Here is a 14,914-nt window from a genome sequence, read left to right on the forward strand (position 1 = left end):
ACGCAGCATGCAGGCGAGGGAGGAAACACCTGCGAGCCCTCAAGTGCGCACCGGGAGAACCGGAGAGGGTTTCAAGCGCCGGACCCGCTGCGGGCCACAACCGTTAAAAACCATATGAACAAGCTACAATGAGTCTCGGCGGCGGCACCATGACGAGAAGTCACGGGTGAGATCGGACATGACGTAACGTCATGTTTCCGTTGCGTTGCGCCTTTAATGGGAGATGCGGCGAGGGCGATTTACCGCCTGTTCTGCCCCTGTTCGAGCCGGTTTTTCAAAAGCCGGGTCATGCGGGCATCAAAATTTTTCGATTCCACCACATCGAAACGCAGCTGGTCTCTGTCATGCTCATCCATCACCGTCTGGGTGATCTTGCCGACCATTTCCTGCAGCGTCTCGCAATTTTTCTGCGGATGAAGGGCCGCCAGCTGTCTTTCGAGCGAACGGGCATGGGTACGGGCGATTTCCGCGTGCCGTTCCTCATGGCGCTTGATATCGGCAAGCAGCGTATCCCAGATGAAGGCCAGCTCCGCCGTGGTGCGGCGGCGGTTTTTCCATCGCGGCAAAAGGATGCGGGTGTTCAAAAGAACCTTGGCCGTTCCAACGCTACACTGGCCGTTTTTTTCCACATAGGTGAGTTCGCCGCCGAATTTAATCTCGGTCGCACCGGGATGGCGCGCGCCGGTGTTGCGCGTCAGCGGGCCATGCTTGGAAAGCTGCTGGTCGAGATCGGCGGCGGTTTTGCCGGTGATCGAAAAATAGGAATAGGTCTTGCGGACGATGGTGTCGGAAAAAGCCGGCCCGGCCGAAGAAAGTGCCAGCGCGCCCGCAAGGGCGACGCAAAGAGCACGTGATGATTTGGTCATGACCCGGCCTTCCGGTTGAACTTGAAAATCGTTTGCTGCATAGGCGAAGCGGAACCTATAAGAATTGGCATAACATTCCGTTATTCCCGAAAGGCGCGTGTTACGTGATAACAGCCGGCAGCAACGTGTGGCAAGCGGCCCATGGCCGCTCCCTGAAACTTGATGGGCGTGGCCGTATTATGGCCATCGTCAACGCCACGCCCGATTCATTTTCCGATGGCGGCCGTTTTCTCGCCGTCGATGCGGCTTTTTCCCATGCATTGAGCTGTGTGGAACAGGGGGCTGATATCATCGATATCGGCGGCGAATCCACCCGACCGGGTGCGGCGCAGGTGACAGAGGCGCAGGAGCAGGATCGGGTCCTGCCGGTCATCGAGAGGCTGCGCCACGAGACGGATGTCCTGATTTCCGTCGATACCTATCGTGCGTCGACGGCAAGGCTTTCGATCGAGGCGGGCGCGCATATCGTCAATGATGTCTTCGGCTTGCAGAAGGATGCGGAAATGGCCGGCGTGATCGCCGCCGCGTGCGCCGGCGTCTGCATCATGCATACCGGCCGCGACAGGCAAAAACGGGCCGATGTCATAGAGGACCAGTTCGAATTCCTCAATCGCTCGCTGGAGATTGCGCAGGATGCGGGTGTTGCCCGAGATGCCGTCGTGCTCGATCCCGGTTTCGGGTTTGCCAAGGACGAGCGCGAAAATGTCGAGCTGATGGCGCGATTCGGTGAGCTTGCCGCTTTCGGCCTGCCGGTTCTCGCCGGCACGTCGCGCAAGCGTTTCATCGGGTCGCTGACGGGCCGGGATGCTGCGTCCGAACGCGATATCGGAACGGCTGCGACGACAGCGATCCTGCGCCTTTCGGGTGCTTCGATTTTTCGCGTGCACAATGTCATTGCCACACGCGATGCACTGGCAATTGCCGATGCGGTTCTTGCCAAATCGTCGGCAAAGGCCGATGCGTAGATCAACGAGTGCCGGAGCGCCGTGTCCCCATGAAGGCGCGGTTTTCGGGCGAAACATTCCTGCCATGGAGGCGATGCGATGAGCCGCTATACCATCATCCTGAAAAACTGTTCCTTTTTCGCCCGTCATGGCCTTCTCGAGCAGGAGGAGGTGCTGGGCCAGCGCTTTTTCGTCGATGCCGAGATGGAGGTCGAGGCGGGTGATGCGCTGGAAACCGACGAGATCGAAAATACCGTCGATTATGGTGTGGCCTTCGCCGTCATCGAAAAAATAGTCGTCGGGCAGCGCCGTTATCTCATCGAGGCGCTGGCGAACGACATCGCCAAGGCGCTGCGCGCCCGGTACCCGCAGATCGTCTGGTTGCGCATCACGGTGCGTAAACCGTCCGCTCCCGTTCCCGGCATTCTCGACTACGCGCAGGTGAGCGTTGAACACCGTGCCTGAAAAGATGACCGTCGCCGCATTGGGTCTTGGCGGCAATATCGGCGATCCCGCCGCCGCGATGGCCAAGGCCTTGCACGAACTGGATATGCATGAAAATTGCCGCCTGCTGGCCGTCTCCGGTCTTTATCGCACGCCTCCCTGGGGCAAGACAGATCAGGCGGATTTCTTCAATTGCTGTGCGCTGGTCGAAACCTCGCTTACGGCGCCCGCGCTGCTGCTATTATGCCTCGACATTGAAAGGGGCATGAAGCGGGTACGCACGGAACGCTGGGGCCCGCGCACCATCGATATCGATGTGCTGACCTACGGCAATGAATCTATCGTAACGGAAAGCATCGAAGTGCCGCATCCGCGCATGACGGGGCGGGCTTTCGTGCTGATGCCGCTCGCCGAGATTGCCCCGGATATCGAGGTGAAGGGAAAGCCGGTGCGGGAATGGCTTCAGCAGGCGGATAGAAGCGGTATTGTCCGCACAAACGAAAAGCGGGAGTGGTGGACACTCCCGCTCGGTAATGACTGAGAGGATTATCGCGCTTAGGGCTTGATCGAACCGACGGCGAGCTGGTCGATATCGCGCGCCAGCGTCACGCCGATGACGGGGATCATCTGGTCGGCGACCTTGACGGAAATGGTGATGTTCATCGAGTTGTCACTCGAGACGCGAGCAACCATGGCGCCATTGAGCTTGGAACGGTTGATGCCGACGACGACCTTGTCGCCGTTGACCTGTCCGGAGGTGATGTCCAGTCCCTTGCCTTCGGCGCCGTCGAGGAACTTGCCTTCGTAGCTGCTGCCCTTCTGGCTGATGATGGCGGACATGGGCTGGCTGAAGACGCCGACGCGGCAGGTGCCGCCAAGCTTGATGCCGGTCTTTTTGTCATCAAGCGGTTCGCCCGTCAGATCACAGGTGAATTTGGTGCCCTTGTATTTGCCCGCGACGATTTCGCCCGGACCTTTCCAGACGCCGGCCACCGAGCGGAAGAACACGTCGTCGCGATCGCGCGATGCGGCATGGACGTCAGACAGGCCGAAACCGCCGCTGACGGACAATATGGCGGCAAGTCCGCCCACAAGCGAAAAGAAGCGCGAATACATGATACTTTCCCCGGCGAAGAAGCCTGTTCTATAGGCGGCAATCTACCGGCGGAATGGTTAATGCTTGGTTTATTTCACCTGCATTTGCGGTTTCGTTCGTAACCTTTTGAACCGCGCTTGTCCGGCCGATCAGGCTTTTTCACCGCTTTTTCCGCCGCTTAAATCGGGTGTCAGGTCGGACATGAAATCACCGATCCCCGGCCGCTTCACCGCACGAAACGGCAGCGGGCGGCAAAGGTCCATTGCTGCGATACCGATTCGCGCCGTCATTAGGCCGTTGATGACGCCTTCGCCGAGGCGGGCGGAAAGCTTCGAGGCAAGCCCGTGTCCAAGGACCTGCTGGGCGAGACCATCTCCAACCGCGATCGAACCCGTGACGGCCAGATGGGCGACGACATCGCGCAGCAGCCGCAGCATGCCGAGCGTACCGGGGCGGCCGCCATAAAGCTCCGCCATGCCCCGAACCAGTCGCGTCACTTCGAACAGCACATAAGCGAGATCGACGATGGCACGCGGGCTGACGGCGGTGACCACGGAGACACGCTTGGAGGAATTGAGAATCAGCGCCCGTGCCTGCCGGTCGAGCGGCGCCAGCAATTCACGCTCGGCAAGCTCGATGAGATGCGGGCCGTCGATCACATCGTTTTCCGTATCTTTCAGCGCCGCCCGACCCTTGGCCGTTTCGGCCCGGTGGGAGAGAACGGCATTGAGACGGGTGATGACGGCGCGGGCAGGTTTCGGGCTCTTGTCGAGGCTCGCCGTCTCGGCATCGGCCTTGAGAGACTGCACGGCGTTGAGCCGCATGATGCCGAAGACTTCCCGCCCGACAAGGACGAGAACGGCGAAGAGCGCGACGATAAGGGCGATACTCGCCGTGTAACCCAGCCAGTCGGAGCGGGAGAACAGGTTACGGATAAGCTGGTCCGCCCAAAGCCCGAAGGCGAGCGAGAACAGGACGCCAAGCGCGCCGAGCGCGAGCTTGCCGAAAGAGAAGCGGTTTTTCTTCGGCGAGGCCACCGGCAATGCGGCCGCATCGATCTCTTCAGGCGCCAGAAACGGATCGTCCTCGTCCGGCGTCAATGAAATCTCGGTATCGAAGCTGCGCGGGGCACGTTTCTGCGCCGGCGACGGCCGTGCCGTCTCCTCTGTCTCGAGCGTGAAGGCTGCCGGGCGGCGGGCCTGCGGATCGTTTGGTGTGGGAGCCTTCATGCGAGCTTGTCTCCGAACAGGAACTGCATGGCGCGGTCGAGCCTGATATGGGGAACGGAAAGCCGGATGCCGCCGCTGCCCGGCTCGTCCACATTGGGCGGGCGGAAGCGCACGACATTGACATCCGGCAGCGTCGCCTTGTTGCCATCCTCGTCGATGCTGCGAAACAACGGTTCCGGGTCTTCGGGCAGGTCGCCGGGAAAGATCGCCGTTTTGCGATTGCCGTCGAAGGTCTCGCCATTGATGGTTTCCCCAGCCATCGGCGTACCGACGATAACCGGAAGCTCGTGCCCGTCCTGACGCACGCTTGCCTCTCTGGTGGCGCGCACGGAAGCAAGCGCCATGACCTCGATGCCGGCGCCGTTCATGCCGATGGTGGTGATGGCGCGGTCCACCAGACGACGGGTCAGCCGCTCCAGCCGGTCATGGCTTTCGTGATGCAGATGGTCGGCCTTGGTGGCGGCAATCAGCACCTTGTCGATGCGCCGGCCGATCAGCGAGGATAACAGACTATTGGTGCCGGGGCGGAAACAGGCAAGCACATCGCCCAGCGCCCGTTCCAGATCCTGAACGGCCTCCGGTCCGCGATTGACGGCCTGCAGGGTGTCAATCAGCACGATCTGACGGTCGAGACGGGCGAAATGCTCGCGGAAGAAGGGTTTGACCACGATCGACTTATAGGCGTCGTAACGCCGCTCCATCATCGCCCGCAACGAGCCCTTTGGCGCTTTTTCGTCGGTCAGCCCCGGCAGGGGCGCAAAGGTCAGCGCCGGAGAACCTTCCAGATCGCCCGGCATCAGGAAACGGCCGGGCGGCAGGGTGGAGAGCGATCTCTCGTCGGATTTGCAGGCTTTCAGATAGGCCGCGAAACTTTCCGCCAGCCGCCGCGCCGTCATCTCATCGGCAGGTGCATTGATATCGAGCGGAGAGGCGATCGCCAGCCATTCCTGCGCCAGTTCGGCGCGGATGCCGCTCCCGGCAAGTGCGACGGTCGCGTCACTGAACTGTTTGTAATCCTGTGACAGAAGCGGCAGGTCGAGCAGCCATTCGCCGGGATAATCGACGATATCGATGGATAGCTTGCCGGCCGAGAACCACCGGCCCCAGCCGCTGGCGCTCTGGTAATCCAGCGTGATCCTGAGTTCCGAGATTGCCCGCGTCGAATCCGGCCACAGCCTGTCGCGCACCAGCGCCTGAATATGGTCTTCGTACTGGAAGCGGGGAATGGCATCGTCCGGCTGCGGCTCGAGGCGCACATTCGAGACGCGGCCTGACCGCATGGCCTCGAATAAGGGCAGGCGGCCGCCATTCAGGAGATTGTGGACGAGGGAGGAAATGAAAACTGTCTTTCCCGCCCGCGAAAGGCCTGTAACACCAAGCCGCAATGTCGGATGGGTGAGGTTGCTCGCACGGTCGGCCAGATTATCGAGCGCGATAAGCGCACTGTCTGTCAGGGACGTCAGAGAAGGCGGCAATGGCAGTTTCCCGGCTGTGGTTCATGATCACGGCTGCAATATAGGAAGTCGCGGCTGCCCAAAAAAGAAGCGCCCCGGTGGATTTTCACGAGTGATACCGTCGGCGATAGCGCCATGACGTAATGGGCGGCTACTTGCCGGGTGAGAGAAAATCGACCAGTCGCCAGCGATCCGCGCCGTTTACAGCACTGCCGTCGTGATCGAGTACGGCAAGCCCTGCTGTCGGGAAACCGGAGGGCAGGGCGGCATGCAGCAGGTCTTCGCCGATCATCGCTTCCAGTGTCGCTTCCATGGTGGGGTTATGGCCCACCAGCATCACCGAACCAGCATCCGTCTGCGCTGCGATGAGGGAGAGATAGGTTTCGCTGCGCGCATTATACATCTCATCGACATAGGCGATTTCGATGCCTTCGTTGAAGGCGCGCTGCCAGGCCTGCGTGGTCTGCCGGCAGCGTGCGGCGGTGGAGGATAGGAGCATGTCGGGGCGGTAACGCCGGTCGGCGGCAAGGTCGGCAACGATCTCCGCCTCGGCAAAACCTGCTTCATTCAATCCACGATCGAAATCGCGTTCCCCCGGCGCCGCCCAGGCGGCTTTGGCGTGGCGCAAAAGATAAACTCGCTTCGGATGAGAATCTGTCAAGGGCAGGAACCGGCGTTCGAAACTCTGGGGTACAGCCGGATGCTACAGGATAGGATCAAGGGACCGCAAGTCCTCTTTCCTGTTGGCAAGTCGCATTGAAGTGATCGAAGAACAGATCACCTCGACGCCAATAAAGGATAAAAATTAGTCATTTAGATGATTTTTGTGTCAGTTTTAAAAATGCCTGAAAACTGATCTGTAGACTTGAACCGGCCTATATCATTGGAGTATACACCGCCGCATTGAGATGTTCTTCGAGGAGAATCGCGTTGAGTGAGAAGATCGATCTTAGCAAATATGTACTCTCGGAAGACGACGAGTTCATGAATGCCAGCCAGCGGGCCTACTTCCGCGCGAAGCTGGTCGCCTGGAAAAATGACATCCTGAGAGAAGCGCGCGAGACCCTCGGACATCTCGCCGAAGAAAGCGCCAATCACCCCGATCTCGCTGACCGGGCTTCATCCGAAACAGACCGGGCGATCGAACTTCGCGCCCGCGACCGTCAGCGCAAGCTGATTTCCAAAATCGATGCGGCTCTTCAGCGGATCGAAGACGGCACCTACGGTTTCTGTGAGGAAACGGGTGAACCTATCGGCCTCAAGCGTCTTGACGCCCGCCCGATAGCGACACTTTCCATCGAGGCGCAGGAACGTCACGAGCGTCGCGAAAAAGTTTATCGCGACGAATAACAAGGCTGCTGTGCCGGACGCTGCGGCGAACCGGCCATCTCAAGCACCGGACATACAAAAAGGGCACGGAATTATTCCGTGCCCTTTTGCATTGAAGCTTCATGCGCGCCGCCTCAGCGGTCGCGGGTAACGGAAAGCTCGCCGAAAATACGCGCCATTTCTTTCTGCACGTCACCATCTGGCGACGCTCCGGTAACTGGTGGCGAAACGGGTTCGTTTTTCTGCTGCTTTTCCGGGGCGGCGGCAATGGACGGTTCATTGTCCGCATCCCGGCTCTTGGCTATCTCGGCTTCGAGAAAGCTCTCGAAATCGCTGGCCAGCTCATCGGAAAATTTCGGCTCAGCGTCATTGGACGCAAAAGCGGGAGTTTCCGGTTTCGGCGGGAAAGGGGCCGGCGGTGCATTCTGCTCGGACTTGAGGCCGGGAAGAACCCGCTCGCGCGCCGCGTCGAGAAAATCTGCGGCGCTGGATTGATCGAGCACCGGCTCGCGCGCGGCAAAAACCGGTGGAGCGATGACCGTTGGCCGTTCTTCCTCCACCTTTGCCTGCGTCACCTGTGCGGGAGCCGGCGAAACGACCGGTATCGGTGTTTGTACCGGAGCGGGCGTGAAGGGTTCCGCACGACGCGGTTCGCTGCGTTCGCCGGCCGTGTCGAGCGATGCGGCGACGGCTGGCACAATGGTTGCTGCAGGAACAGCCGCAACCACTGCTGACGGTTGCGGCGTTGGGCGAGGGATCTCCCTCTCGGGCGCGGCCTGCCTCACCGGCGGAGCGGGCTCGCGAACTGCGACCGGCGGCGGTGATACGGGTTGGGGTGGTGTCGATGGACGCGGCGGCAATGGTGACGTTGTTGCGGCCGGTTGTGCCGGGCGAGGAGCAGGTGCGGTGGGCTCCGGCCGTTGCTGCGGCTGCCTTACCGGTTCCTGTGAGACGGGAGCCGGGGCTGGCGCTGTGGCTGCGGCTGGTGCTGCGACGGGCTGCTGTTGCGGCAGGGCGGCGCGGCGTTCCTGGGGAATGGACGGCTCGGCTCTCTTTGGCTCGCTTTCCTGACGCGGCAGTGCCTTCAGTTCCGGCTCCTGCACGTCCCTGACGATCGGGATTGCGCCGATACCGCTTTCGATGACGATATCTGTCGGCCCGCCAATCATCACCAGGTGCTCGACATTGTCGCGGCGAACCAGCACCAGACGGCGGCGCGCATCAACGGCCGTCGCGTCGAGAACCTGCAGGCGCGGCTGCCGGTTGCGCCCACCACGGATAAATGGAGAGGAACCGCTGCGCCTGCGCAGAAGCCATAAAGCAATCGCCAGAACGAGAAGCGCCACACCCACACCGACGACGGCGACGATGAGATTGTTTCCATAGGTGCCGATAAAATCATCCATCATGGAGATCATCCCTTCAGATTTTTTCGAGCAATTAATATTGCCGTGGTTCTTATAGTGTGAACGTCAAGCAGGAAAAGACGATTTTTTTGGACGCGATACAAGGTTTATCCGCCACCGTCCCCCTGGAACACAAAACCGGTTGGTGCGGCTTTCGGTTCCCTCGTCGACGGAAACGCCTGTGCATTGCGCCTCTCAGGCCGTTTTCCCTGTGCGTTTTTAAGCCTTTGTGGCCCGGCGGAGCTTTTTGATGCTCAAGCGAGTTGCTACAAGAAATTTTAACGCCCGATTCCGTCGAGGACCGTGGCTGACCGAATGACGACCTGCACGACTGCGAGGCCAAGATGACACGGGTGCGCGAGACAAGCGACAACGACCTTCCGCTGGTGGACAGGCGTGCCCGTTCCGGCACGGTTTTGCGCATCCTGCTTCTGGCGCTGGTACTGATCGCCGCTGCCGCCGCCTTCGTTTATTTCAAGAACTCTTTGGAAAACGAAATCGTGCTCGGCATTCTCGGCGTGCTGGCGATGATGGGCATCTTTTTTCTGGTGTCGTCGATCATCGGTTTCATCGAGGTCATGCCGCAGTCGCAGTCGGACGGGCTTGCCCGCCGTTTCCTGTCGGCCCACCCTGAAGGCACGCTGATCACCGATGCCAAGGGGCATATGGTTTATGCCAACGCCACCTATTGCCGCATGAGCGGCACCACCAGGGCGAGCGATATACAGAGCCTTGAAACGCTTTTGTCGCGCAGCCGGGAATCGACCGAGGCGCTTTACCGGCTCATCAATGTGCTGCGGGAAGGCCGTGACGGTTACGAGGAGTTCCGGCTGCAGAAGCCGCTTGGCGAGGATGCGAGCGCCGGGCCGCACTGGTACAGGCTTAAAGGCCGGGTGCTGAAGGATGCGGGTGGCGAGGGGTTGCACGTGTTCCAGATCGCCGACATCACGCCGGAGCGTGAGGATCAGGAACGGTTTTTCCGCGAATTGCAGAATGCCATCGATTATCTCGACCACGCGCCGGCCGGTTTCTTTTCCGCCGGACGCAAGGGCGAGATCGTTTATCTGAACGCTACCCTGTCGGAATGGCTGGGCATCGATCTTGCGCAGTTTTCGCCCGGTTCGATGACGGTGTCCGACATCGTCGCTGGCGAAGGCATGGCGCTGATCGAATCCGTCCATCCGCAGGACAGCGCCAAGCGCACCGAAATCCTCGATCTCGACATGCGCCGGGTTAACGGCCAGAGCATGCCGGCCCGCCTTGTGCATCAGGTCAGTTCCAAGGACGGTGCACCGGGCGAGAGCCGGACGATCGTTCTGATGCGCCCCAAGGGACAGGAGGATACGGAATCCTCCTCCGCCATGCGCTTCACGCGCTTTTTCAACAATACGCCGATGGCGATCGCTTCGCTGGATGGCGAAGGCCGCATTCTGCGCATCAACGCACCCTTCCTCAAGCTGTTTTCCGGTGTTGTCGGACGTGACGATATCGACCGCGGCGTGGCGCTCGAAACCGTCCTTCACGACAATGAGAAGCCGCGGCTGGAACAGACTCTCGCCGAGGCGAAGGATCGTCAGGGCGATATCGCGCCGTTCGATTCGCGCCACCCGAGCGACGAGACCAGGCATTTCCGTTTCTACGTAAACGCCGTCATCGATCAGGACGACGAGGCGCCGGAAGAGGTGGCAATCGTTTATGCCATCGAGGTGACGGAGCAGAAGGCGCTCGAAACCCAGATGGCGCAGACGCAGAAGATGAACGCCGTCGGCACGCTGGCGGGCGGCATAGCCCACGATTTCAACAATGTGCTCACCGCCATTCTGCTGTCGTCCGATCACTTGCTCCTGCAGGCGCGGCCCGCCGATCCGAGCTTTGCCGACCTCATGGAGATCAAGCGCAATGCCAACCGCGCGGCGGTTCTGGTGCGCCAGCTGCTGGCCTTCTCGCGCAAGCAGACCATGCGCCCGGCGGTGCTGAACCTGACCGACGTGATCGGCGATCTGCGCATGCTGGTCGACCGATTGATTTCCGGAACCAATGTCAAGCTCGAGGTGGATTATGGCCGCGATCTCTGGCCGGTAAAGACCGACCTGTCGCAATTCGAGCAGGTGCTGATCAATCTCTGCGTCAATGCGCGTGATGCCATGCCTGATGGTGGCAAGATCACCATCCGCACCCGTAATGTGGATGCGAAGGAGGCGGCTGCGCTTGGCCGTCCGGAAGTTCCGGCGGAAGACATGGTCATGGTCGAGGTCGGCGATAACGGCACCGGCATTCCGCCTGAAATCATGGACAAGATTTTCGAACCCTTCTTCACGACCAAGGAAGTCGGAAAGGGCACCGGTCTCGGCCTGTCGATGGTCTACGGCATCGTCAAGCAGTCCGGCGGTTACATCTATCCCGAATCGGAAGTGGGCAAGGGCACTGCGTTCCGCATCTACCTGCCGCGCCATGTGGTGGAAGCCGTTGCGGGCCAGCAGCCCGGTGAAGCAGCGCTCACTCCCGTGGCGGCACCTGAGCCAGTGAAGGAAGAACCGCTGGACCTCACCGGCAACTCCGCTGTCGTGCTTCTGGTGGAGGACGAGGAGGCGGTACGACGCGGCGGCAAACGCATGCTGGAAACCCGTGGCTACACCGTGCATGAGGCGGGCTCCGGCACCGAGGCGCTGGAGGTGATGGAGGAGCTGGAGGGCAAGGTCGATATCGTCGTTTCCGATGTGGTGATGCCTGAAATGGACGGCCCTTCGTTGCTGCGGGAACTGCGCAAGTCCTATCCCGACCTGAAGTTCATCTTCGTGTCCGGTTATGCGGAGGACGCCTTTGCGAAAAACCTGCCGGCAGATGCCAAATTCGGATTCCTGCCGAAGCCGTTCTCCCTGAAGCAGCTGGCGATCGCCGTGCGCGAAATGCTGGATGACAATGCCGGGTGACGATGCTGGGTGACAACGCCGGGTAAGAGGGAGTAACGGCAGGGCGGTGCGACAGAGATTCGCTTCCACTGTCGGTCATTGTTGCCCTTTCCGACGGGACGAAAACCCGCCGCCATCGCCGGTTTGTCTGCGCCACCCTCAGGAAGCCTTCACATCCCTACTTTTCCCGAGGTTTGCCCCTTCCCAAACGCAATAGTGATTGCGCCGTTGCGCAAGGGGCTTAAAATCACGTCACGACGACCTAGATATGAAGAGGCGAAGTTCTCCCTGCTGGCGATGAGCTGTCGGTTCGAGAATAGTGTGGAGAATGATGAAAGATGATCGCTAGGCCGATCTACATGCAGGGCGAGGGCGACGGGGAAGAAGGCGGCAACAACCGCGGCACCTCCGTTATCACCCGCGTCAAGGCAAAGACGAAAAGACCGAATTTGTACCGTGTTCTTTTACTGAATGACGACTACACTCCCATGGAGTTCGTCATCCATATTCTGGAGCGTTTTTTCCAGAAGGATCGCGAAGCGGCAACCCGTATCATGCTGCACGTGCACCAGCACGGCGTGGGAGAATGCGGGGTGTTTACATATGAGGTCGCAGAGACGAAAGTAAGCCAGGTCATGGATTTCGCCCGACAGCACCAGCATCCGCTGCAGTGCGTCATGGAAAAGAAATGAGGATCGCAACGTGCCAACTTTTTCCCCGAGTCTCGAGAAGGCGCTGCACCAGGCACTGACCTTTGCAAATGAGCGTCACCACGAATATGCGACGCTTGAACATCTCCTTCTGGCGCTGATCGACGACGCGGATGCCGCCGCCGTGATGGGTGCCTGCAATGTCGATCTCGATGCGCTGCGCAAGACCGTCAGCGATTATGTCGACAATGAACTGACCAACCTCGTGACCGGTTACGACGAGGATTCCAAACCCACATCCGGCTTCCAGCGGGTCATCCAGCGGGCCGTTATTCATGTACAATCGTCCGGCCGCGAGGAAGTGACCGGCGCCAACGTGCTTGTGGCGATTTTCGCCGAGCGCGAAAGCCATGCCGCCTATTTCCTGCAGGAGCAGGAAATGACCCGTTACGACGCGGTCAATTACATCTCCCACGGCATTGGCAAGCGTCCGGGCACGTCGCAGACGCGTGCGCCGCGTGGTGCCGATGAGCCGGAAAGCGACAACAAGGCAAGCCGCAGCAATCCCGAGGAAGAAGGCCCGTCCGCCAAAAAGCAGCAGGACGCGCTGAAGGCCTATTGCGTCAACCTCAACGACAAGGCGCGCAACGGCAAGATCGACCCGCTGATCGGCCGCCATGAAGAGGTCAACCGCACCATCCAGATCCTCTGCCGCCGTTCCAAGAACAACCCGCTTTATGTGGGGGATCCCGGCGTGGGCAAGACGGCGATCGCCGAAGGCTTGGCCAAGCGCATCGTTGAAGGCAAGGTGCCGGAAGCGCTCGCCAACGACACGATCTTCTCGCTCGACATGGGTACGCTGCTTGCTGGCACCCGTTATCGCGGTGATTTCGAGGAGCGTCTGAAGCAGGTCGTCAAGGAACTCGAAGAGTTTCCGGGCGCGGTGCTGTTCATCGACGAAATCCACACCGTCATCGGCGCTGGCGCCACTTCAGGTGGCGCGATGGATGCATCGAACCTGTTGAAGCCGGCGCTGTCTTCGGGCGCGATCCGCTGCATCGGTTCGACGACCTACAAGGAATATCGGCAGTTCTTCGAAAAGGACCGCGCACTGGTGCGTCGTTTCCAGAAGATCGACGTCAACGAGCCGTCGATTGACGACACCATCGCGATCATGAAGGGTCTGAAGCCCTATTTCGAGGATTATCATCACCTCAGATATTCCAATGAGGCGATCAAGGCTGCCGTTGAACTGTCGGCCCGCTACATCTCCGACCGCAAGCTGCCGGACAAGGCGATCGACGTGATCGATGAAACCGGTGCCGCGCAGATGCTGCTGCCCGCTTCCAAGCGCCGCAAGCTGATCACCGAAAAGGAGATCGAGGCCACCATCGCAACGATGGCCCGCATCCCTCCGAAGACGGTGTCCAAGGACGACGAGATGGTTCTCGCCAATCTCGAAAAGGAACTGCGCTCGGTCGTTTATGGTCAGGACATCGCCATCGAGGCGCTGGCAACGGCCATCAAGCTCGCCCGTGCCGGCCTGCGTGAACCGAACAAGCCGATCGGCTCCTACGTCTTCTCTGGCCCGACCGGCGTCGGCAAGACGGAAGTGGCCAAGCAGCTTGCCGCCTCGCTGGGCGTCGAGATGCTGCGCTTCGACATGTCGGAATATATGGAGCGCCATACCGTGTCGCGCCTGCTCGGCGCACCTCCCGGTTATGTCGGTTTCGATCAGGGCGGTCTCCTGACCGATGGCGTCGATCAGCATCCGCATTCCGTGGTGCTGCTGGACGAAATCGAAAAGGCGCATCCCGACATCTACAACATTCTGTTGCAGGTGATGGACCATGGCTCGCTGACCGATCATAACGGCAAGAAGATCGACTTCCGCAACGTCATTCTCATCATGACGACCAATGCGGGTGCGTCCGAAATGGCCAAGTCGGCCATCGGTTTCGGTTCTTCGCGCCGCACGGGTGAGGATGAGGAGGCGATCAACCGCCTGTTCACGCCGGAATTCCGTAACCGTCTGGATGCGATCATTCCGTTCTCGCCGCTGCCGACCGCCGTCATCCACAAGGTCGTGCAGAAGTTCGTCATGCAGCTGGAAACCCAGCTGTCCGAACGCAATGTCACCTTCGATCTGCATGAAGATGCGATCTCGTGGCTGGCGGACAAGGGTTACGACGAAAAGATGGGTGCTCGCCCGCTGTCGCGCGTCATCCAGGAACATATCAAGAAGCCGCTCGCCAATGAAATCCTCTTTGGCAAGCTCAAGAAGGGTGGCGTCGTCAGCGTCACCGTCGGCAAGAAGGACGACGGTTCCGATGGCCTCATGCTCGAGGTTCTGCCGGAAACCGCACCCGTAAAGCCGAAGCCGGAAGCGGAGCTGAAGGCTGCCAAGTCGCCAGGCAAGGCGTCGAAGGCCAAGGCGAAACCCGCCTCGAAGGCGGCGACAGTCAATGAGGAGGCGGATGTTCTGGTCGCTGAGGCGGACAAGCCCGGCGAAGAGAACAAACCGCGCCGCAAGGCCAATACGGTGCCAAAGGTGCCGAAGAAGAAATGATGCGGTGACGCGACCGAT

13 protein-coding genes are annotated in these 14,914 nt (G+C 60.2%); 7 read left to right on the forward strand and 6 right to left on the reverse strand.

What is annotated here, in order from left to right; genetic code table 11:
* Window positions 1-239: 239 nt before the first annotated feature.
* The gene (locus tag PL640_RS06295; RefSeq protein WP_142839670.1) at window positions 240-866 is read right to left on the reverse strand and encodes a DUF922 domain-containing Zn-dependent protease; all 627 of its coding nucleotides are present in this window, start codon (window positions 864-866) and stop codon (window positions 240-242) included.
* 104 nt (window positions 867-970) lie between these two features.
* On the opposite strand from PL640_RS06295, the gene folP reads away from it, so the two are divergent.
* The 3 genes from folP (at window position 971) to folK (ending at window position 2,795) form a co-directional block, all read left to right on the forward strand.
* Entirely contained in the window at window positions 971-1,831 is an 861-nt protein-coding gene (gene folP, locus PL640_RS06300; protein WP_442867051.1) for a dihydropteroate synthase, read from the forward strand.
* 78 nt (window positions 1,832-1,909) lie between these two features.
* Window positions 1,910-2,275 carry a dihydroneopterin aldolase gene (gene folB, locus PL640_RS06305; RefSeq protein WP_142839671.1) on the forward strand — a complete coding sequence of 122 codons (366 nt, stop codon included), beginning with the start codon at window positions 1,910-1,912 and terminating at the stop codon, window positions 2,273-2,275.
* A 4-nt stretch (window positions 2,276-2,279) separates the two neighbouring features.
* The gene (gene folK, locus PL640_RS06310) at window positions 2,280-2,795 is read left to right on the forward strand and encodes a 2-amino-4-hydroxy-6-hydroxymethyldihydropteridine diphosphokinase (RefSeq protein WP_271361462.1); all 516 of its coding nucleotides are present in this window, start codon (window positions 2,280-2,282) and stop codon (window positions 2,793-2,795) included.
* Between the two features lie 14 nt (window positions 2,796-2,809).
* On the opposite strand, the gene PL640_RS06315 is transcribed toward folK, so the two are convergent.
* The 4 genes from PL640_RS06315 to PL640_RS06330 all read right to left on the reverse strand — a co-directional run bounded on the left by PL640_RS06315 (window position 2,810) and on the right by PL640_RS06330 (window position 6,661).
* Complete coding sequence (locus PL640_RS06315; RefSeq protein ID WP_142839672.1) at window positions 2,810-3,370, reverse strand: hypothetical protein; 561 nt, start codon at window positions 3,368-3,370, stop codon at window positions 2,810-2,812.
* A 129-nt stretch (window positions 3,371-3,499) separates the two neighbouring features.
* Window positions 3,500-4,579 (reverse strand): YcjF family protein, encoded by a 1,080-nt coding sequence (locus PL640_RS06320; RefSeq protein WP_271361131.1) that lies wholly within the window; start codon window positions 4,577-4,579, stop codon window positions 3,500-3,502.
* Window positions 4,576-6,054 (reverse strand): YcjX family protein, encoded by a 1,479-nt coding sequence (locus PL640_RS06325; protein WP_271361132.1) that lies wholly within the window; start codon window positions 6,052-6,054, stop codon window positions 4,576-4,578. Before PL640_RS06325 ends, PL640_RS06320 begins: the two co-directional genes overlap by 4 nt.
* A gap of 130 nt (window positions 6,055-6,184) precedes the next feature.
* On the reverse strand, window positions 6,185-6,661 hold the full coding sequence (locus tag PL640_RS06330; RefSeq protein WP_237681348.1) for a SixA phosphatase family protein: 477 nt from the start codon (window positions 6,659-6,661) through the stop codon (window positions 6,185-6,187).
* 302 nt (window positions 6,662-6,963) lie between these two features.
* Between PL640_RS06330 and dksA the strand changes: the two genes are divergently transcribed.
* Window positions 6,964-7,383 carry an RNA polymerase-binding protein DksA gene (gene dksA / locus PL640_RS06335; RefSeq protein WP_046800250.1) on the forward strand — a complete coding sequence of 140 codons (420 nt, stop codon included), beginning with the start codon at window positions 6,964-6,966 and terminating at the stop codon, window positions 7,381-7,383.
* Between the two features lie 113 nt (window positions 7,384-7,496).
* Here dksA and PL640_RS06340 read toward each other — a convergent pair whose 3' ends face one another.
* Window positions 7,497-8,780 carry a flagellar biosynthetic protein FliO gene (locus PL640_RS06340; protein ID WP_271361133.1) on the reverse strand — a complete coding sequence of 428 codons (1,284 nt, stop codon included), beginning with the start codon at window positions 8,778-8,780 and terminating at the stop codon, window positions 7,497-7,499.
* A gap of 332 nt (window positions 8,781-9,112) precedes the next feature.
* Here PL640_RS06340 and cckA point away from each other — a divergent pair, with 332 nt between their 5' ends.
* The 3 genes from cckA (at window position 9,113) to clpA (ending at window position 14,896) form a co-directional block, all read left to right on the forward strand.
* Window positions 9,113-11,698 (forward strand): cell cycle histidine kinase CckA, encoded by a 2,586-nt coding sequence (gene cckA / locus PL640_RS06345; protein ID WP_271361134.1) that lies wholly within the window; start codon window positions 9,113-9,115, stop codon window positions 11,696-11,698.
* A 317-nt stretch (window positions 11,699-12,015) separates the two neighbouring features.
* A complete protein-coding gene (gene clpS / locus PL640_RS06350; RefSeq protein WP_142839678.1) occupies window positions 12,016-12,369 on the forward strand; it encodes an ATP-dependent Clp protease adapter ClpS in 354 nt (117 codons plus the stop codon).
* A gap of 10 nt (window positions 12,370-12,379) precedes the next feature.
* On the forward strand, window positions 12,380-14,896 hold the full coding sequence (clpA, locus tag PL640_RS06355; protein ID WP_142839679.1) for an ATP-dependent Clp protease ATP-binding subunit ClpA: 2,517 nt from the start codon (window positions 12,380-12,382) through the stop codon (window positions 14,894-14,896).
* Window positions 14,897-14,914 lie beyond the last annotated feature (18 nt).

This window comes from Agrobacterium sp. ST15.16.024, from assembly GCF_027956545.1.
GTDB lineage: Bacteria > Pseudomonadota > Alphaproteobacteria > Rhizobiales > Rhizobiaceae > Agrobacterium > Agrobacterium cucumeris.

Bases quoted from the DNA above. Each gene is read 5' to 3' on its own strand.
- PL640_RS06315 (WP_142839672.1), bottom strand. From the start codon at position 3,370: ATGTATTCGCGCTTCTTTTCGCTTGTGGGCGGACTTGCCGCCATATTG.
- folK (WP_271361462.1), top strand. From the start codon at position 2,280: ATGACCGTCGCCGCATTGGGTCTTGGCGGCAATATCGGCGATCCCGCC.
- PL640_RS06320 (WP_271361131.1), bottom strand. From the start codon at position 4,579: ATGAAGGCTCCCACACCAAACGATCCGCAGGCCCGCCGCCCGGCAGCC.
- folB (WP_142839671.1), top strand. From the start codon at position 1,910: ATGAGCCGCTATACCATCATCCTGAAAAACTGTTCCTTTTTCGCCCGT.
- PL640_RS06295 (WP_142839670.1), bottom strand. From the start codon at position 866: ATGACCAAATCATCACGTGCTCTTTGCGTCGCCCTTGCGGGCGCGCTG.
- PL640_RS06340 (WP_271361133.1), bottom strand. From the start codon at position 8,780: ATGATCTCCATGATGGATGATTTTATCGGCACCTATGGAAACAATCTC.
- cckA (WP_271361134.1), top strand. From the start codon at position 9,113: ATGACACGGGTGCGCGAGACAAGCGACAACGACCTTCCGCTGGTGGAC.
- clpS (WP_142839678.1), top strand. From the start codon at position 12,016: ATGATCGCTAGGCCGATCTACATGCAGGGCGAGGGCGACGGGGAAGAA.